Genomic DNA, 18,079 nt, shown 5'->3' on the forward strand with positions numbered 1-18,079 from the left:
CGCGCGGAAGGGAGATCCGCCGGGAGATGTAAAATGACGCAAGCCAAACTGTTCACGCCGGTTCTGATCGGCGGTGCCGTGATCCTGATGCTGAGCTTCGCCATCCGGGCGAGCTTCGGCGTTTTCCAGATTCCGATCGCCAGCGAGTTCAACTGGCCACGAGCCGAATTCTCGCTCGCCATCGCGGTGCAGAACCTTGCCTGGGGCATCGGCCAACCGATCTTCGGCGCGATCGCCGAGCGCTGGGGCGACCGGCTCGCGATCATTCTCGGCGCGCTGGTCTATGCGCTCGGTCTCGTGCTTTCGGCCTTCGCGGTGGAGCCGGGGCAGCATCAGCTTCTGGAAATCCTCGTGGGCTTCGGCATCGCGGGCACAGGCTTTGGCGTGATCCTTGCCGTGGTGGGCCGCGCGACCTCGGACGAGAACCGCTCGCTCGCGCTTGGCATCGCGACGGCGGCAGGCTCGGCCGGGCAGGTCTTCGGCGCTCCGATGGCGGAGCTGCTGCTGGGCCATTTCCCGTGGCAGACGGTCTTCGTGATCTTCGCCGCCGTGATCCTCGCCTCGCTGGCCTTCCTGCCGCTGATCCGCGCGCCCGAGCGCGCCAGCCGCGAAGACTTGGCCGAGAGCATGGGCAGCGTCCTGATGCGCGCCTTCCGCGATCCGTCTTACACGCTGATCTTCCTCGGCTTCTTCTCCTGTGGCTATCAGCTTGGCTTCATCACCGCGCATTTCCCCGCGATGGTGACCGAGATGTGCGGCGCGGTGCCACCCGGATCGCTGCTCGCCGGGATCGGGATCGAGACGACCTCGGCGCTTGGCGCGGCGGCGATCTCGGTAATCGGGCTGGCCAATATCGTGGGCACGATCTACGCGGGCTGGGCGGGCAAACGCTGGTCGAAGAAATACCTGCTGGCCGGGATTTACCTGCTGCGCACCTTCGTGGCCGGCGCCTTCATCCTGACGCCGATGACGCCCGCGACGGTGCTGATCTTCTCGCTCGCGATGGGGGCGCTGTGGCTCGCGACGGTGCCGCTGACCTCGGGGCTGGTCGCGCATATCTACGGGCTGCGCTACATGGGCACGCTCTACGGGATCGTCTTCTTCTCGCACCAGGTGGGCGCCTTCCTCGGCGTCTGGCTTGGCGGCAAGCTCTACGACATCTACGGCGATTACACGCTGGTCTGGTGGGTCGGCGTGGGCGTCGGCGCATTCTCGGCCATCGTGCACCTGCCGGTGCGCGAGAAACGGGTCGAGCTTCAGCCCGCCTGATCGAGCAGCGCGCGCAGCCCTTCGCGGTAATCCGGGTAGCGGAGCGTGACGCCAAGGTCGCGCTTGATCTTGTCGTTCCGCACCCGCTTGCTCTCGGCATAGAAGCTGCGCGCCATCGGGCTCAGATCGGCCTCATCGAACGGCACCTCGGGCGGTAGCGGCAGGTCGAGCAGCTCGGCGGCATAGGCGATCACGTCCTGCGGCGGCGCGGGATCGTCGTCGCAGACATTATAGACCGCGCCCGGATCGGGATGCTCGATCGAGGCCAGCAACACCTGCGCGATATCTTCGACATGGGTGCGCGAGAAGACCTGCCCCTCCTTGACGATCCGCCGGGCCTTGCCCTGCCGCACCTTCTCGAAGGGCCCGCGCCCGGGGCCATAGATCCCCGCGAGCCGAAAGATATGCAGCGGCAGGTCATGGGCTGCGGCCAGCGCGCCCCAAGCCGCCTCGGCCTCCACCCGCGCCTGTCCGCGCTTGGTCGAGGGGGTCAGCGGCGTCGCCTCATCGACCCAGCCGCCCGCGTGATCGCCATAGACGCCGACCGTTGAAAGATAGCCGATCCACTCCATATGCTGCGCTGCAGCAATTTCGGAATGCTGCGCAGCGAGAACCGGGTCGCCCTCTGGCCCCGGCGCCACGGAACTCAGCAAATGCGTCGCCTGATCGAGCGGCAGAGGCCCGCCTTCCCAGACCAGCGGCTCCACCCCTTCGCTGCGCAGCATTTCGGTCTTCTCAGCGCTGCGCGTGGTGCCGATCACCCGCCAGCCGCGTGCCAGAAGAAGCGGCGCGAGCGCACGGGCCGAATAGCCATGTCCGATGGAAAGAAGCGTCGGCATCACGGCCCCCTTTGCGTTTCTGTCATCCGTCATAGGTAGAGGCTGTGTGAAGGCATAACAACGTCTCTTGAACCTTCCCGCACGCAATGACAGGCTTGGACATGGAACAGAAGAACAAGATCAAATCCTGGCCCGAAGCCGCACCGCGATTGATTGCCGTGGCTGCCGGGCGCGAACCCGCCGACCTCGTGATCCGGGGTGGCAAATGGGTCAATGTCCACACGCGTGAGGTTCTCGAGGGCTACGATATTTCCGTGGCCGAAGGGCGATTTGCCGCCGTGGCTCCCGATCTGTCGGACAGTATCGGACCCGACACCGAAGTGATCGACGCCGCGGGGCGCTACATAGTGCCGGGCCTGTGCGACGCGCATATGCATATCGAGAGCGGCATGCTCACGCCCGCCGAATTCGCCGCCGCCGTGATCCCGCATGGCACGACGAGCATGTTCACCGATCCGCATGAGATCGCCAACGTGCTGGGGCTCGACGGCGTGCGGATGATGCATGACGAGGCGCTGATGCAGCCGGTGAACATCTTCACCCAGATGCCCTCCTGCGCGCCTTCCGCGCCGGGGCTTGAGACCACCGGTTTCGAGATCACCCCCGAGGACGTGGCCGAGGCGATGACATGGCCCGGCATCATCGGTCTGGGCGAGATGATGAACTTCCCCGGCGTGATCAATGCCGACCCGAAAATGCTGGCCGAGATCGCGGCGACGCAGAATGCGCATAAGACCGTGGGCGGGCATTACGCCTCCCCCGATCTGGGCGCGCCGTTCCGCGCCTATGTCGCGGGCGGGCCCGCCGACGATCACGAGGGCACCTGCGAGGCCGACGCGATCGCGCGGGTGCGCAACGGGATGCGCTCGATGATGCGGCTCGGCTCGGCTTGGTATGACGTGGAGACGCAGATCACCGCCGTCACCGAGAAGGGTCTCGATCCGCGCAACTTCATCCTGTGCACCGATGACTGCCATTCCGGCACGCTGGTGAATGACGGGCATATGAACCGCGTCTTCCGCCATGCGGTGAAGTGCGGGGCCGACCCTCTGGTCGCGCTGCAGATGTGCACGCTCAACACCGCGACGCATTTCGGGCTGGAGCGCGAGCTGGGCTCGATCACCCCGGGCCGCCGGGCCGATGTGATCCTGACCTCGGATCTGGCGACGCTGCCGGTCGAGCAGGTCATCGCGCGGGGCAAGACCGTCGCGAAGGATGGCAAGCTGCTGGCCGAGTGCCCGCATTACGACTGGCCCGACAGCGCCCGCAACACGGTGCATCTGGGCAAGACCCTGACAGCTGCGGATTTCGAGATCGCCGCGCCGGAAGGTGCGAACACGGTCACCGCCCGCGTGATCGGCGTCGTCGAGAACCAGGCCCCGACCAAGGCGCTGACGGCAGAGCTGGACGTGACCGACGGGCTCGCCCAGCCCGACACCGCCAAGGACATCGCACAGATTGCGCTGGTGGAACGCCATCAAGGCACCGGCGGCGTCACCAACGGCTTCGTCTCGGGCTTCGGCTACAAAGGCCGCATGGCGATGGGCTCGACCGTGGCCCATGACAGCCACCACATGATCGTGGTCGGCACCGACCGCGAGATGATGGCCGCCTGCGCCAACGCGCTTGGCGAGATGGGCGGCGGGGTCTCCGTCTGGAAGGACGGCGAAGAGATCGCCGCCGTGCCGCTGCCGATCGCAGGGCTGATGTCGGACGATCCGGCCCAAACGGTGGCCGCGCGCGCCGCCAAGATGGTCGAGGCGATGGGCGCCTGCGGCTGCACTTTGAACAACGCTTACATGCAGCATTCGCTGCTCGCGCTCGTCGTCATTCCCGAGATCCGTATTTCGGATCTGGGCCTCGTCGACGTGACGCGTTTTGAACTGACGGATCTTTTTGAATGAACGAAACACTTGAACTTATCACCCCGGAAACCACTGCTGCGGAGAGCTTTACCGATGCCGCCGAGGCTGTCGCCCGGCTCGAGGCGCTCTATGACGAGGCGACCGCCTTCCTGCTCGAGAAATTCAACGAGACGCTCGAGAGCAAGACCGCGCGGAACCGCTTTCGTGCTTTCTACCCGGAGGTGCGCATCTCTGTGCCATCGCATATCAAGGCCGATAGCCGATTGAGCTTCGGCCATGTGGCGCTGCCGGGCACCTACACCGCGACGATCACGCGGCCCGACCTGTTCCGCAATTACCTGACGCAGCAGCTGGGCCTGATGATCAAGAACCACAACATCCCGGTCACGATCGGCCCCTCGGACACGCCGATCCCGGTGCATTTCGCCGTGGCAGCGCATCCGGAAGTGACCGTGCCGCAGGAAGGCGTGCTCGACTTCTCGCTGCGGGACGTATTCGACGTGCCGGACCTTGCGGGGATGAACGACGATATCGTCAACGGAATGGCGGGGCCGAACCCGGATGGCTCGGGCCACCTCGCTCCGTTCACCGCGCAGCGGGTGGATTACTCGCTGGCGCGCCTGTCGCATTACACCGCGACCAAGGCCGAGCATTTCCAGAACCACGTGCTGTTCACGAACTACCAGTTCTACGTGGATGAGTTCGAGGCCGTCGCGCGCCGCCTGCTGGGCGACAAGAACTCGGGCTATACGAGCTTCGTCGCGCCGGGCAATCAGGAGATCACCGATCCGCAGGATGAGATTCCGGGCCTCGCGAAACTGCCGCAGATGCCCGCCTATCACCTCAAGCGCGCCGATGGCGGCGGGATCACTCTGGTCAATATCGGCGTCGGCCCGTCCAACGCGAAGACCGCGACCGACCATATCGCCGTGCTGCGCCCGCATGCCTGGCTGATGGTCGGGCACTGCGCGGGCCTGCGCAATTCGCAGCAGCTTGGGGACTTCGTCCTCGCCCACGCCTATCTGCGCGAAGACCATGTGCTCGACGACGATCTGCCCGTCTGGGTGCCGATCCCGGCGCTGGCCGAGATCCAAATCGCGCTGCAGGAAGCGGTGGCCGAAGTGACGAAGCTGGAAGGCTACGAGCTGAAGCGGATCATGCGGACCGGCACTGTCGCCACCATCGACAACCGCAACTGGGAGTTGAGAGACCAGTCCGGCCCGGTCCATCGCCTGAGCCAGTCGCGCGCGGTTGCGCTCGATATGGAAAGCGCCACGATCGCCGCGAACGGCTTCCGCTTCCGGGTGCCCTACGGCACGCTTCTGTGCGTTTCCGACAAACCACTGCATGGCGAGCTGAAGCTGCCGGGCATGGCCACCGAATTCTACCGTACCCAGGTCGCGAGCCATTTGCTGATTGGCATCCTCGCGATGGAGAAACTTCGCGAGATGCCTCTGGATCGGATTCACAGCAGGAAATTGCGTAGCTTCGAGGAAACAGCTTTTCTGTGACGTGGGAAAAACCCGCCCATTCTGGGAAAAGGGCTTGCCATGCTCAATAAAAACGTGTGGAACATGGCCCACCAACCGTGCAACGCGGACGAAATTGACCCTGGATTACCGGGGCGGAGAGAGGAACGAATATGTCGAAACCGATGACCAAGACCCAGCTGGTGGCAGCCCTCGCCGAGGCGATGGACGCCGACAAGAAGACGGCTTCGGCCGCACTCGACGCGATCACCGACGTCGTCACCAAAGAAGTGTCGAACGGCGGCGCCGTTACCCTGCCGGGCATTGGCAAAGTCTACTGCCGCGAGCGCCCCGAGCGCATGGTCCGCAACCCGGCCACCGGCGAGCAGATGCAAAAGCCGGCTGACAAGCAGGTCAAAGTGACCGTGGCGAAAGCGCTCAAGGACAGCGTAAACTCCTGATCGCAGGACTCTCTCAATCGAGGGACAGCCAATTTTTTAGGGCGCTCGCGAGCAATCGGGGCGCCCTTTTTCAGGCCCGGAGGAAAGATGGATCTGCGCGCGATCGGAATGGGGCTCGCCTTTGCCCTGATGTGGTCTTCGGCTTTCACGTCCACGCATATCATCGTGGCAGAGGCTCCGCCCCTTGCAGCCCTTGCCCTGCGCTTCGCGCTGTCCGGGGGGATCGGCATCGCGCTGGCACTGGCCTTCGGCCAAAGCTGGCGACTGAGCCGGGCGCAATGGCGCGCCACGATCATCTTCGGAATTTGCCAAAACGCGCTCTACCTAGGGTTTAACTGGGTCGCGATGACCACGGTCGAAGCCTCGGTCGCGGCGATCATCGCCTCGACCATGCCGCTGATCGTCGGCGCGCTCGGCTGGATCGTCTTTCGCGACCGGATTCCGCCCCTTGGCATCGCCGGGCTGGTGGCAGGCTTCGCGGGCGTCGGCATCATCATGGGCGCACGGCTGCAGGGCGGGATCGACCCGTTCGGGCTCGGCCTCTGCGTCGCGGGCGCATTGGCGCTGGCGGTGGCGACGCTCACCGTACGCGGCGCGAGCGGCGGCGGTGGCGGCGTACTGATGATCGTGGGCCTGCAGATGCTGGTGGGGGCTGTGAGCCTCGCCGTCGTCTCCGCCTTCACCGAGCATCTCGTGGTCGAGGTGACGCCGACACTGGCCTTCGCCTTCACCTACACGGTGATCGTGCCGGGGCTGATGGCGACCTGGGTCTGGTTCCGCCTCGTAGGTCGCATCGGCGCGGTGCGCGCAGCGACCTTCCACTTCCTGACGCCGGTCTTCGGCGTCGCGATCGCCTGGGCGGTGCTGGGCGAGCATGTCGACTGGCACGACGCGCTTGGCGTGCTGGTGATCGCAGGCGGCATTCTTGCAGTGCAGATATCAAAGCAAGAGGCGCGGAGGTAACCCTCCGCGCCCCTGCACTTCACGCCTAGCAATTCACGAACCGCGCAGCACCTGCAGCAGCTCCAGCGTGGCGTAGCCATCGGGCGGCAGACCGCGCGATTTCTGGAAGGCCACGATCGCCTTCGACGTATTCGCACCGATCTTGCCGTCCGTGCCGTCCGTATCGAAGCCCGCCGCGGTCAGCCGCTCCTGCAGCTCGACCTTCTGCTTGGAACTGAGCGGCTTGCCAGTGCGGGGCCAATCCTGCACGAAGGGCCCCTTCCCTTTCAGACGATCCGACAGATGCCCCACGCCGATCACGTAGCTGTCGGCGGAGTTGTAGCGCGAGATCGCGCGGAAGTTGCCGAAGATCATGAAGGCCGGACCCTTCGCGCCCGCGGGCACGAGGATCGACGCCGCGCCGTAATTCGGCACCGTGCCGCCCGTGGCCGAGCGCACGCCAAGCGCCGCCCAGTCGGCAGGGCTCTTCTTCGTACCCTTGCCGGTGAGGCCGTAGTTGAAGCCTGAGGGCAGGATGACCTCGACGCCCCAGGGCTGCCCCTTCGACCAGCCCGAACGCGCCAGATAGGCCGCCGTCGAGGCCAGCGCATCAGTCGGGTCTTCCGACCAGATATCGCGCCGACCATCGCCGGTGAAATCGACCGCGTAGGACAGGTAGGAGGTCGGGATGAACTGCGTGTGGCCCATCGCCCCGGCCCAAGAGCCGGTCATGTGCCGCTCGTCCACGTCGCCCGACTGAATGATCTTGAGCGCCGCGATCAGCTGCTTGGCGAAGAACTCGCCGCGCCGCCCGTCATAGGCAAGCGTCGCAAGCGCGGGGATGATCGCCGTCTTGCCACGATAAGCGCCGTAGCGGCTCTCCATGCCCCAAATCGCGACGACGACCTCTTTGTCGACGCCGTATTTGCGCTCGATCGCGTTCAGCTGCCGGTCGTATTGCCGCAGCATCTGCTTGCCGGTTGCGACGCGCTCATCCGAAACCGCGCTATCGAGGTAATCCCAGATCGACTTGGTGAACTCCGATTGGTAGCGGTCGCGCTCGATCACCTTGGGATTGTAGCGCACATCGGCCATCGCGCGGTTCCAGGTGTATTCGGTGATGCCGTTGGCCAGCGCACGGGATTTGAAGCCCGCGAGGAAGGACTCGAAACGCGCTTCCGTCGCGGCGTCCGTCGGCGGGATCGGGTCCGCCACCGGCGCGCTGCCCCGCGCCAGCGGCCGGGGCGAGGATTCGGGGGGCCCCGCACAGGCCGAAAGCGCAGAAAATGCCATAAATGTCAGTGGGATGATCTTGCCGGGAATTGCCATGGTGCCTGCTCGCTGTTTTGCTCTTTGAACCAGTGTATCAACGGTTCGTGAGGTTTCAACGGGCGTCACATGACACTCTAAGGCTTACTGGAGCGGCTTCTTGTCGTTGCCGAAAAACGGCTCCATCTGGGCGATGATCACGGAGTTCTCGTCGAGCGCACGCTGCATCAATTCACGTTCCGCATCGTCGATCTCATGGCCCTGTTTCTCGCGTTCCGCGAGCGTGCCGTAACCCGTGACGTCAAGCGGCGCCATCTCGGCCTGCTTGAGGATCGCCACGGTCTCGCGCACGGCCTCTGCCTCGTCCACGCCCGAGGCATAGCACAACAGCCCCGCCCCGGACGCGCCTTTCGGCAGACCGTCATTGGGCGAACGACCAACCTCGACCAGCAGGGTGAAGACCTGCTGGCGCGAGGGTTTCTTCTGCGGCTTTTCCGGCTTCTCAGTCACGCAGCAGCTCGTTGATGCCGGTCTTCGACCGGGTTTGCGCATCGACGCGCTTCACGATCACCGCGCAATAGAGGTTGATGCCGTTCTTGGACGGCATCGAGCCCGACACGACGACCGAATAGGGCGGCACTTCGCCATACATCACGTCGCCGGTCTCGCGGTCGACGATCTTGGTCGACTTGCCGATATAGACGCCCATGCCCAGCACCGAGCCTTCGCGGACGATGCAGCCTTCGACGACTTCCGAGCGCGCGCCGATGAAGCAGTTGTCCTCGATGATGGTCGGGCCGGCCTGCATCGGCTCCAGCACGCCGCCGATCCCGACGCCGCCCGAGAGGTGGACGCCCTTGCCGATCTGCGCGCAGCTGCCGACGGTGGCCCAAGTGTCGACCATCGTGCCCTCGTCGACATAGGCGCCGAGGTTCACGAAGGAGGGCATCAGCACCACGCCCGGCGCGATATAGGCCGATTTGCGCACGATGCAGTTCGGCACGGCGCGGAAACCGCCGGCTTTCCACTCTTTGTCGCCCCAGCCTTTGAACTTGCTGTCGACCTTGTCCCACCAGTGGCCGCCCTGCGGGCCGCCATCCTGCTGTTCCATGTCCTTCAGACGGAAGCCGAGCAGAACCGCCTTCTTGGCCCATTGGTTCACATGCCAGTCGCCGTTCTCGCGTTTCTCCGCAACACGCAGTTCGCCGCGATCCAGCGCGTTGAGCGTATCTTCGATGGCCTCGCGGGTCTCACCGCCGGTCGAGGGCGTGATGGTGTCGCGGGCTTCCCAAGCGGCTTCGATTGCAGTTTCGAGCGCGGCGTTCGACATGGGCAAATCCTCTTTCAGGTGGCCTTTACAGCGTTCACGCTATAGTTGATCAAAGCGAAACGCGCAATGAGCAGGTGCCCCATGAAGGACGACACGACGCATTCGTTCCGCCACTCGCGGGACGACGCGCAGACCGCAAAGAACATTCCCGACACGCCACAGACCCGCGCGCCCGCCTATCGGCTGGCCTATACGGATGTGGATTTCATGCTGCGCGACGAGCTGCGCCCGGTGCGGCTGCAGCTCGAATTGCTCAAGCCGCAGCTGATCATGGACGAGCGCGGCATCGAGTCGACCATCGTCATGTTCGGCGGCGCGCGCATCCCCGCGCCCGAGAACAAGGCCAACGCGAAGACCGAGTATCTCGCGGAACTTTCGGGCTACTACGAAGAGGCCCGCATCTTCGCGCGCGAGATGACCGAACGCTCGATGCAGGAATACGGCCGGGAGAACGTGATCTGCACCGGCGGCGGCCCCGGCGTGATGGAGGCGGGCAATCGCGGCGCGCATGAGGCGGGCGGTCAGTCGATCGGTCTCAACATCGTGCTGCCGCATGAGCAGGCGCCGAACGAATACGTCACGCCCGATCTGACCTTCAACTTCCACTATTTCGCGATCCGGAAGATGCATTTCCTGATGCGCGCCCGCGCCGTGTGCGTCTTCCCCGGCGGCTTCGGCACGCTCGACGAGATGTTCGAGGCGCTGACCCTGATCCAGACGGGCCGGATGTCGAGAATCCCCTTCATCCTGTTCGGGCGGCAGTTCTGGGAAGAGATCATCAACTGGGATCGGCTGGCCGAGGCCGGGACGATCTCGCCCGAGGATCTCGATCTGGTCAGCTTCGTCGAGAGCGCCAAGGATGCGGTCGCGATCATCGACAATTGGAAATACGAGAACTGCTGAGGCGCGGCGCTCAGGCCTTCGCCTCGGCGCTGACCTCGGGCAGTTGCGCGCGGTGCTCATGGCTTGCGCGCGCTGCCGCCACCAGCGCCCGGAACAGCGCACGCTGCCGGTGGGCATAGGTCAGGTATTCCGGGTGCCACTGAACGCCCAGCGCAAATGGCTCCTCGACCCGCTCGACCGCCTGCACCATCCCCGAGCCGTCGCGCGCCGCAACCCGTAGCCCGTCGCCCAGGCGATCCACGGCCTGACTGTGCAGGGCGTTGACCCGCATCGGCGCGAGCCCGGCCAGCGCACCGAGCCGCGAGCCGGGTTCGACACGGACGTCCTTCTTCGGCAGAAGCGTCGTATGTTTATGCGCGTTGTAATGATCGTAGGCGTCCTGATGCAGGTCGCCCCCGAGCGCGACATTGATCATCTGCGCGCCGCGGCAAATCCCCAGCACCGGTTTGCCCTGCGCCATCGCCTCCTCGACGAGGCATTTCTCCAGCTCGTCGCGCGCCGGGTCGAGCACCGCGCTCGCGATCAGATCGCCGCCATAGAGTTCGGGTGAAATGTCATCGCCGCCGCCAACGATCACGCCGTCGACATGCTGCACCTCGGCGCGTTTGCCCGCGACCCAGCGAACCGAGCGCCCGCCCGCCAGCCAGACGCCGAAGGCGATGAACGGGTAGACCCGCCACCCGGTGCGACGCGATGTCGATATGCCGATCAGGGGCTTCATCTATGCCCGGCAAGCCTCAGAATTTTCTCGCAGGTCTCGACCCATTTCCCGCCCAGCAGATGGAATTCGGTCTTCGCCGTCAACCATTCGCGGCACATCAGGCCCAACAGCTCGGGCTCCGCCGCGAGCGTCTCCACGAACCACCAGCGGCGCCATTCGCTGTCGAGTGACCAGGTCTCATCGTCGATACGGCAATCGGGCAGACGGAAATGGAAGGCGGGACGCGGTGAAACGGTGCCCCCCTTCCCTTCCTCCGGTGCAATCAGGTCGGGCCGCAGCTCGCAGAAGATCGGCAGCATATCGAGCCCGTGGTTCCGCGACAGCGTGTGCTTGCGATAGGTGACGATCACCTCGTCGAGCGCAGCATCCGGGCCGAGCCGCGCCAGATCTTCGATCAGCTTCTTCGGATAGGGCGCGGTGAAAGGCAGCACTTCGCGCGTCCTCTCGATCGGCCATGTCTCGCGCATCCACTCCTCGATCAGCGCAAACGCCAGAAGCGGGCGGACGATATCCTCAGCCTTGCGCGATGCGATCTCCGGATTGAGATGAAGGCCGAACCCATAGAGCAGAGACCGCCCCGTGCCCTGCGCGCCTTCGCTGCGCAGCAATTCAATGAAATCAGAGAGTTGCAGAAGGCCTTCGCGGTCCAGCGGCTCGGTCACGATCTCGACCGGAATGACCTCGCGCCCGATGCGCAGACCAAGCTCCTTGAGCGCGCCGTCGGCTTGCTTGCGCACCGAAATGTCGAGATATACCTGCAAATCGCCGAGCTTCGTGCCGGTGACTTCCCAGTCCTGACCGTCGCTGCGCCGCGCCTCGCCCCCAAGGGCCTGCGCGGCGATCTGCGCGATGCGCGCCTCGGTGAGCCCGGCAAACTCGATCTCCACGCCAGTGCGGCGCGGCTTTCCCTCGGCATTACAGGGCTTTGGCAGCGGGGCGATGGCCTCTCGCGTCATGACGTCTCCGGTTACTTCCCACACGCAGCGTCAATGCAGAAGCGGCGAAGCGGGTTCCCTTAAAGCCCCGCTTCCGCCTGAATTTGCGCCCGCGATTTGCGCGCCCGCTCGGTCGCCGATTTCAACTGACCGCAGGCGGCCATGATGTCTTCGCCGCGCGGCGTGCGGATCGGCGAGGCGTAGCCCGCCTTGTAGATGATGTCGGCGAAGCTCTCGATCCGCTCCCAATCGCTGCGCTCGTAAGGCGCGCCCGGCCATTCGTTGAACGGGATCAGGTTGATCTTCGCGGGAATGCCACGGATCAGCTTCACCAGACGGCGCGCGTCCTCGTCGCTGTCGTTCACACCCTTGAGCATGACGTATTCGAACGTGATCCGCTCGGAGTTCGACAGGCGCGGATATTCCCGCAGCGCGTTCAGCAGCGTCTCGATATTCCAGCGCTTGTTGATCGGCACCAGCTTGTCGCGCACCTCATCGGTCGTGGCGTGGAAGGACACTGCCAGCAGACAGCCGATCTCCTCGGCGGTCTTCGCGATCTCCGGCACGACGCCCGAGGTCGACAGCGTGATCCGGCGGCGGCTGAGGCTGATGCCTTCACCATCCATCACGACCTGCATCGCGTCGCGGACATTCTCGAAGTTATAAAGCGGCTCGCCCATCCCCATAAGAACGACATTCGACACCAGACGGGTCTCGTTCTTCGGGCTGTTCTTCTCGGGCCATTCGCCAAGATCGTCGCGTGCGAGCATGACCTGACCGACGATCTCGCCGGGCGTCAGGTTGCGCACGAGTTTCTGCGTGCCGGTGTGGCAGAACGAACAGGTCAGCGTGCAGCCAACCTGGCTCGAGATGCACAGCGTGCCGCGGCTTTCCTCGGGGATGTAGACCGCCTCGACCTCATGGCCGCCCGCGATCTTCAGGAGGTATTTCCGCGTGCCGTCCTCGGAGACCTGCTTCGACACGATCTCGGGCAGGGTAATCTCGAACGTCTCGGCCAGCATCGCCCGGTAATCCTTGGCGAGGTTGGTCATCGCCGCGAAATCGCGCACGCCCCAGTAATAGAGCCACTGCCAGATCTGGCCGACGCGCATCTTCGCCTGCTTCTCGGGCGTGCCCGCCTCGATCAGCGCCGCGCGCAGCTGGTCACGGGTGAGGCCGATGAGGTTCACCTTGCCGCCTTCAGGCAGCTTGCGCGGGATCGTGTGCACGTCTTGCGTGATCGGAGCCTGAGACTGGGTCATCGCATGTTTCCTTGAAATGAGGCGCCTCATATAGGGGATTCGCCCCTGCATTAACAGGGGGCGTCGCGCTTTTGGCTCGAACGCGAAAACCCCGGCGCATGGCCGGGGCTCCAATGTCAGGCGCGACGGTCGCTTACTGGCAGCGCTGCTCGGCTTCGGTGGTCGCGGCGGTGAAGCCCATCAGCGAGAACGTGTCCTCGGTCTGGGTACCACGGCTCGAACGACCGGTCAGCTTCACGTCGGACCCGGCCTTGAGCGCGCCGATGATCTTCGCGTCCTCTTCCGGCGATCCGGCCCAAGCGCCGCCACCATCGGTGAAGAGCGTGTATTTCTGACCGCCGACTTCGAGATCGACCGTCGAGCCATCCGCGAAGGGATAGCCGCCCATGAACGAAATCTCGGGCTTCTTGCCCGGACGGTAGGTCACGAACAGCAGGATATCCCCGCGGTTCACCTGCACAACCTTGCCGCCTTTGGTGTTGACCGTCTTCTTCGGTTTCGACACGCCCCAGCACTCTTTCGGATCGTTATCGACGAAGACGCTCCAATCGGTATTCGCCGCGACGCGGTTGGTGCTTTCCTGCGCCATTGCGCCATGCCCCGCCCCGATCATGAGCACGGCAGCCGCCGCGATCCGCAGACCCTTCATCATCATGCTTACAGCCTCCAGCTGTCACGTTGCCTCTGCATCGCCCGGGCCGGTCACCCTGTTTTCGGTGGCGGATGCGTTTTCCTCTCGATAACACTCATTTAACCTAAAAAAGCCTAGGGGTAAAACCCCGCGATGGCGAGATTTCGCGCATAGGAGGCAGGCGATGACGGCACCGGAGGCAATGATCGAGCTGTGGCGCGGGGGGATGTGTGAATCCGTCCATCATGGACATGCGGTGATCGTCGGTCCTGAGGGGATCGAAGCCTCCTGGGGCGATCCCGAAGCCGTTATTTTTCCGCGCTCATCCGTGAAGATGATCCAGGCCCTGCCGCTGCTGGAAAGCGGTGCGGCGGAGGCTGCCGGGTTGACGACGCGCCAGCTCGCCCTCTCCTGCGCGAGCCATTCCGGCGCGCAGATGCACCGCGCGGCGGTCGAAGACTGGCTCGCGACGCTCGGGCTGGGCGATGACGACCTGCGCTGCGGGGCGCATCTGCCGCGCGACAAGGCCGAGAAGAAGCATCTGATCTGCTCGGATCACGCGCCTTGCCAGGCGCATAACAATTGCTCGGGAAAACATGCCGGGTTCCTGACACTGAACAAGCATCTGGGCGGCGGCCCAGACTATGTGGAGATCGATCACCCCGTGCAGCGGGCCGTGAAATCCGCCTTTGAAGAGGTGACCGAAGAGACCTCGCCGCACTACGGGATCGACGGATGCTCGGCCCCGAATTTCGCGACCAGCCTCGCCGGTCTCGGGCGCGCCATGCAATTTTTCGCGGCAGCGACTTCCGACGGCGATCTGCGGGCGCGCGCTGCGACCCGTCTGGTCGACGCGATGATGGAGCATCCGGAGCTCGTCGCGGGCGAAGGCCGCGCCTGCACCGAGATCATGCGAGAGGCGAACGGGCGCGTCGCCGTCAAAACCGGTGCGGAAGGCGTCTATGTCGCCATACTTCCGGATCAGAAGCGCGGCGTCGCCCTGAAGATCACTGATGGCGCGACTCGGGCCTCGGAAGCGGCGATGATCGCGCTGCTGATCCGCCTCGGTGCGCTCGATGCCGACGCGCCCGTGGTGCACCGCAGATTGACCGGCCCGATCACCAATTGGCGCGGTCTGAAAACTGGCGAGCTGCGCCGTGCTGTGCAGTTTCCTTAAAGCTTAGAGTCGAAGGGACAGGCCCTGCGCCCCCGCGTTTTGCAAAAGGCTGAGCGCTACATTCTGCGACGAGACACTGGTCATGCTAGAGAGCTGCGCACGAAGCAAATAATCCCGCGTCAGGACCTCCAGTGTCTCGGGCCTGGAAAGCTCCGCCGGGTCGGAGGTGCCATAGACGCGTTGCGCCTTGGACGTATAGATCTCGCGCTGCTGATCGACATCAAGCGCGCCAACGCTGTGTGGCAGGTTGAGCGCTGTCTGGAACACCCGGCTCAGGGATGGCGATCCGATAATCGTGTACCACTTCGCAGCCTCGGACATATCCTTCGCCGCGAGCTCAGGTAGATCGCGTTGCAACGACATCGCCATGCGCAGGTCATTATCGACTTCGCCAACCGCGACCTCGAACTCTCGGGTTTGAAATTTCGTCAAAATCTCATCTGCGAAAGTCGAAAGCTTCGTTCGCGGAACGGAGTAATCGCCGAAACCGAAAGCCGTGGTCAGCGCGAGATAGCTTTTATCCGACAGCTTGTTGGCAAGCGTCGTTCTGTCCAAAGAGCCTTCCTCGAGCACTTTTCGGATGAAGTATTTATTGCCGATATCCGCATCGAGACCGAATGCGCCAAGCGCCACACCGAGCAGACGCCGATCGTCCACCAAAGCCTGCGCCGTGTCGATCTGTCCGATCGTCTCCCGGAAATAGCTATCGAGGCGTTGGTTTTCCGTCGACGCCGCGAAAGCGGCTTGCTGCGTCTCCATCGTGCGCGAGAGAAACCGCCACCCCGCAAACCCGGAGAAAGGGACGACCGGCTGATACGTCATGACGCGCCTGCGGCGAGGAGGCGTTCCTCCCGTGGAAGAAGCGTGCGCAGTGCTTTCAGCGCTTGGTAATGCTGGTTCTCGATCACGGCGAGCGTGGCTGCATTGAGCTGCGCACGGCTATCTTGATCCTTGAGAACTTGACTGAGCTGCTCGATCCCCCGAAGCAACTGCATCTTCGCCTCTTGCGGATCGGTGTCGCCGGAGAGCACGAGCTGTGCGATATAGCAAACCCGACGGACCGGGGTGTTCACCTCTCCGGGATGAATCGCGTCGCGCAGCCGAAGAATGTTTGCGTTCGGCGTCATGATCGCGAGTCGCGATCGGCGATCCCCATTTTCGATGACGGCACCGTTGATCAGCACTCTCTCTTTCGGGGCGAGTTTCAGAACGAGGCCGCTCATTGCTTTGCCCCGTCTTGTCGCAACCCGCGCATGATGGCGGTGTTCACGTCGATCAGCGCATCGACCGACCGGTCTTGCGAAAGCACGAGGCGGCTATGCGCGTGCGTGAACTCGTGCAGGAAAAAGATGCGGGCGCGAAGATCTTGCGGCAAGCCATTCTCCGGATCGGCGACATCCGCCGCAAGCGCGGTCCAGAGGCGGCGGTTTTCGAAGATCGCTTCTGCCAGCGCGGCAAAAGGGGCATCTTGCGAAGAGACCTGTTTGAGGCGGCGCGTGATGCGGGCGAAGAGTTCGAATTCGAGCCCTCGCGGCGTGCGCATCGGCTGGCTGGGATTGGAATAGGCCGTTTTGGCCAAAGTCGTCGCGTACACGGGAAATCCTTCCGGTGACTGAAACTGATCATGCGCGCGGCACATGAGGGAAGCGGGGGCGCCAAGTCAGGCGCCCCTACCCGAGCCTTAGCGGAACAGCGAGAGAATGTTCTGCGGCTGCTGGTTGGCGATCGAGAGCGCCTGGATGCCCAACTGCTGCTGCGTCTGCAGCGCCTGAAGACGGGCCGAGGCCTCTTCCATGTCAGCGTCAATCATCGAACCGATACCCGCTTTGAGCGAGTCGCTGAGGCTGGAGATGAAATCGGCTTGCGTGCCGATCCGTCCCTCCACGGAACCGAAGGACGATGCCGCGTCGGTTGCGGTCTGGATCAGCGTTTCGATATTGGAGAGCGCCGCGGTCGCCCCCGCATCACTGGTCACGTCGATCGATGCGACCGCGCCGAGGCCGCCTGCCCCCGCATTGACGAATTGAGACACGATCGTAAGGTCTCCCGCCAGATCGGCGATACCGTCATTTTTGAAGGTGAGAGTCGAATCGCTGGTGGTGCTGACACCGGCCGTGAAGTCGACTTGCAGGTTGGCGATACCCAGCGCATCGATTGCCGATTTGAGGCCTGCTGCGATCAGGTCGGTGCGCGCGGTTCCGGTCTGCGCCGCGTCTGCAGCCGAGAGCGTGTAGCTGACGGTTTGATCACCCAAGGTGACCCTGACGCTATCACCCGCAGCCCAGGTCACCGTATCATCAAGTACGAGGTCTTCCCCGGTCCCATCGGCCTTGGCGAGAGTCGTTGCGGCAACGTCCTTATCGGTGGACACCCCGTCGGACGCCGTGAAGACAGCTTTGGCGGAATACCCACCGACCGACAGGTTCTGCGCGTCGACGTCGATATGACTTGCAGAGACGGTGCCGTCCGACGCGCGATCGAGCGAAGACAGAACCTTGACCGTCGCGGCCGAAGAGCCATCGACCAAGTTCAGCCCGTTGAACTGAGCCGCCCCGACCACCGAGGTCAACTGTTCCTGCAAGGCGTCGATATCGGTCTGGATCTTGTCGCGATCCACATTCGCTTCCTGCGCTGCGACGATCTTGGTTTTCATATCCGTCAGAAGGTCGGTGACGGTTTCGGCCGCCTTACGAGCGACGGCAACGGTCGACTCGCCCAGTGCGAGGCTGTCCGAAATGCCAGAGAAGCTCTTAACATCGGATTCCATGACCTTCGAAATCGCCCAGACAGCCGCGTTGTCTTTCGCCGAGCCGACGGCTTTGCCGGTCGAGATTTCGGACTGCGTGGTGGCGAGGCCGGAATTGATCCCTTTGAGGGTCTGCAGCGCGACCATCGCGCCGGTATTCGTCAGAATGCTGGACATGATTTATCCTTTTAGTGTCGACGCTTTGCGTCACTCGATTGCAAAGCCGCGTGTTCGACGCGGCACTCAAGGCTTTCTGACCA

Annotated in this window: 19 protein-coding genes; 7 read left to right on the forward strand and 12 right to left on the reverse strand. The window is 63.9% G+C overall.

Going from position 1 to position 18,079, the window contains the following annotated elements:
• Positions 1-33 precede the first annotated feature (33 nt).
• Positions 34-1,269 (forward strand): MFS transporter, encoded by a 1,236-nt coding sequence (locus tag BMI91_RS11860; RefSeq protein WP_078549521.1) that lies wholly within the window; start codon positions 34-36, stop codon positions 1,267-1,269.
• On the opposite strand, the gene BMI91_RS11865 is transcribed toward BMI91_RS11860, so the two are convergent.
• Complete coding sequence (locus tag BMI91_RS11865) at positions 1,257-2,108, reverse strand: SDR family oxidoreductase (protein ID WP_078605123.1); 852 nt, start codon at positions 2,106-2,108, stop codon at positions 1,257-1,259. The two genes, BMI91_RS11860 and BMI91_RS11865, sit on opposite strands and share 13 nt — an antisense overlap.
• Positions 2,109-2,209: 101 nt before the next feature.
• Between BMI91_RS11865 and ade the strand changes: the two genes are divergently transcribed.
• From ade to BMI91_RS11885, 4 genes are all read left to right on the forward strand, one after another.
• On the forward strand, positions 2,210-4,012 hold the full coding sequence (ade, locus tag BMI91_RS11870) for an adenine deaminase (protein WP_078605032.1): 1,803 nt from the start codon (positions 2,210-2,212) through the stop codon (positions 4,010-4,012).
• Positions 4,009-5,484 (forward strand): AMP nucleosidase, encoded by a 1,476-nt coding sequence (locus BMI91_RS11875; protein WP_078605033.1) that lies wholly within the window; start codon positions 4,009-4,011, stop codon positions 5,482-5,484. The genes ade and BMI91_RS11875 overlap by 4 nt, the downstream gene beginning before the upstream one ends.
• Positions 5,485-5,615: 131 nt before the next feature.
• Positions 5,616-5,903, forward strand: coding sequence for an HU family DNA-binding protein (locus tag BMI91_RS11880; RefSeq protein ID WP_075776797.1), 288 nt, complete (start codon positions 5,616-5,618; stop codon positions 5,901-5,903).
• An 87-nt stretch (positions 5,904-5,990) separates the two neighbouring features.
• Positions 5,991-6,866, forward strand: coding sequence for a DMT family transporter (locus BMI91_RS11885; RefSeq protein ID WP_078605034.1), 876 nt, complete (start codon positions 5,991-5,993; stop codon positions 6,864-6,866).
• Between the two features lie 33 nt (positions 6,867-6,899).
• Here BMI91_RS11885 and BMI91_RS11890 read toward each other — a convergent pair whose 3' ends face one another.
• The 3 genes from BMI91_RS11890 to dapD all read right to left on the reverse strand — a co-directional run bounded on the left by BMI91_RS11890 (position 6,900) and on the right by dapD (position 9,444).
• Positions 6,900-8,174, reverse strand: a complete 1,275-nt coding sequence (locus BMI91_RS11890; protein ID WP_078605035.1) for a lytic murein transglycosylase — start codon at positions 8,172-8,174, stop codon at positions 6,900-6,902.
• 84 nt (positions 8,175-8,258) lie between these two features.
• Positions 8,259-8,624 (reverse strand): hypothetical protein, encoded by a 366-nt coding sequence (locus BMI91_RS11895; protein WP_078605036.1) that lies wholly within the window; start codon positions 8,622-8,624, stop codon positions 8,259-8,261.
• The gene (dapD, locus tag BMI91_RS11900) at positions 8,617-9,444 is read right to left on the reverse strand and encodes a 2,3,4,5-tetrahydropyridine-2,6-dicarboxylate N-succinyltransferase (protein ID WP_078521584.1); all 828 of its coding nucleotides are present in this window, start codon (positions 9,442-9,444) and stop codon (positions 8,617-8,619) included. The genes BMI91_RS11895 and dapD overlap by 8 nt, the downstream gene beginning before the upstream one ends.
• Before the next feature lie 81 nt (positions 9,445-9,525).
• Between dapD and BMI91_RS11905 the strand changes: the two genes are divergently transcribed.
• Positions 9,526-10,347, forward strand: a complete 822-nt coding sequence (locus tag BMI91_RS11905; protein ID WP_078571149.1) for an LOG family protein — start codon at positions 9,526-9,528, stop codon at positions 10,345-10,347.
• A 10-nt stretch (positions 10,348-10,357) separates the two neighbouring features.
• Here BMI91_RS11905 and BMI91_RS11910 read toward each other — a convergent pair whose 3' ends face one another.
• The 4 genes from BMI91_RS11910 to BMI91_RS11925 all read right to left on the reverse strand — a co-directional run bounded on the left by BMI91_RS11910 (position 10,358) and on the right by BMI91_RS11925 (position 13,920).
• The gene (locus BMI91_RS11910; RefSeq protein ID WP_078521588.1) at positions 10,358-11,068 is read right to left on the reverse strand and encodes a gamma-glutamyl-gamma-aminobutyrate hydrolase family protein; all 711 of its coding nucleotides are present in this window, start codon (positions 11,066-11,068) and stop codon (positions 10,358-10,360) included.
• Complete coding sequence (locus tag BMI91_RS11915) at positions 11,065-12,024, reverse strand: amidoligase family protein (protein ID WP_078542488.1); 960 nt, start codon at positions 12,022-12,024, stop codon at positions 11,065-11,067. The genes BMI91_RS11910 and BMI91_RS11915 overlap by 4 nt, the downstream gene beginning before the upstream one ends.
• A gap of 59 nt (positions 12,025-12,083) precedes the next feature.
• A complete protein-coding gene (gene rlmN, locus BMI91_RS11920; protein ID WP_078600955.1) occupies positions 12,084-13,265 on the reverse strand; it encodes a dual-specificity RNA methyltransferase RlmN in 1,182 nt (393 codons plus the stop codon).
• A gap of 133 nt (positions 13,266-13,398) precedes the next feature.
• A complete protein-coding gene (locus BMI91_RS11925) occupies positions 13,399-13,920 on the reverse strand; it encodes an invasion associated locus B family protein (protein WP_425274937.1) in 522 nt (173 codons plus the stop codon).
• Positions 13,921-14,080: 160 nt separating this feature from the next.
• Here BMI91_RS11925 and BMI91_RS11930 point away from each other — a divergent pair, with 160 nt between their 5' ends.
• Positions 14,081-15,073, forward strand: coding sequence for an asparaginase (locus BMI91_RS11930; protein WP_078605037.1), 993 nt, complete (start codon positions 14,081-14,083; stop codon positions 15,071-15,073).
• Between the two features lie 3 nt (positions 15,074-15,076).
• Here the strand turns inward: BMI91_RS11930 and BMI91_RS11935 are convergent, their stop codons facing one another.
• The 4 genes from BMI91_RS11935 to BMI91_RS11950 are packed head-to-tail and all read right to left on the reverse strand — an operon-like array spanning position 15,077 to position 17,996.
• Entirely contained in the window at positions 15,077-15,895 is an 819-nt protein-coding gene (locus tag BMI91_RS11935) for a DUF1217 domain-containing protein (protein ID WP_078605038.1), read from the reverse strand.
• Positions 15,892-16,296, reverse strand: a complete 405-nt coding sequence (gene flbT, locus BMI91_RS11940; protein WP_078571144.1) for a flagellar biosynthesis repressor FlbT — start codon at positions 16,294-16,296, stop codon at positions 15,892-15,894. The genes BMI91_RS11935 and flbT overlap by 4 nt, the downstream gene beginning before the upstream one ends.
• Entirely contained in the window at positions 16,293-16,712 is a 420-nt protein-coding gene (flaF, locus tag BMI91_RS11945) for a flagellar biosynthesis regulator FlaF (RefSeq protein WP_244176615.1), read from the reverse strand. The genes flbT and flaF overlap by 4 nt, the downstream gene beginning before the upstream one ends.
• A 42-nt stretch (positions 16,713-16,754) precedes the next feature.
• Entirely contained in the window at positions 16,755-17,996 is a 1,242-nt protein-coding gene (locus BMI91_RS11950; protein WP_078605040.1) for a flagellin, read from the reverse strand.
• Positions 17,997-18,079 lie beyond the last annotated feature (83 nt).

The sequence above is a fragment of the Thioclava sediminum genome (assembly GCF_002020355.1).
Taxonomy (GTDB): Bacteria; Pseudomonadota; Alphaproteobacteria; order Rhodobacterales; family Rhodobacteraceae; genus Thioclava; species Thioclava sediminum.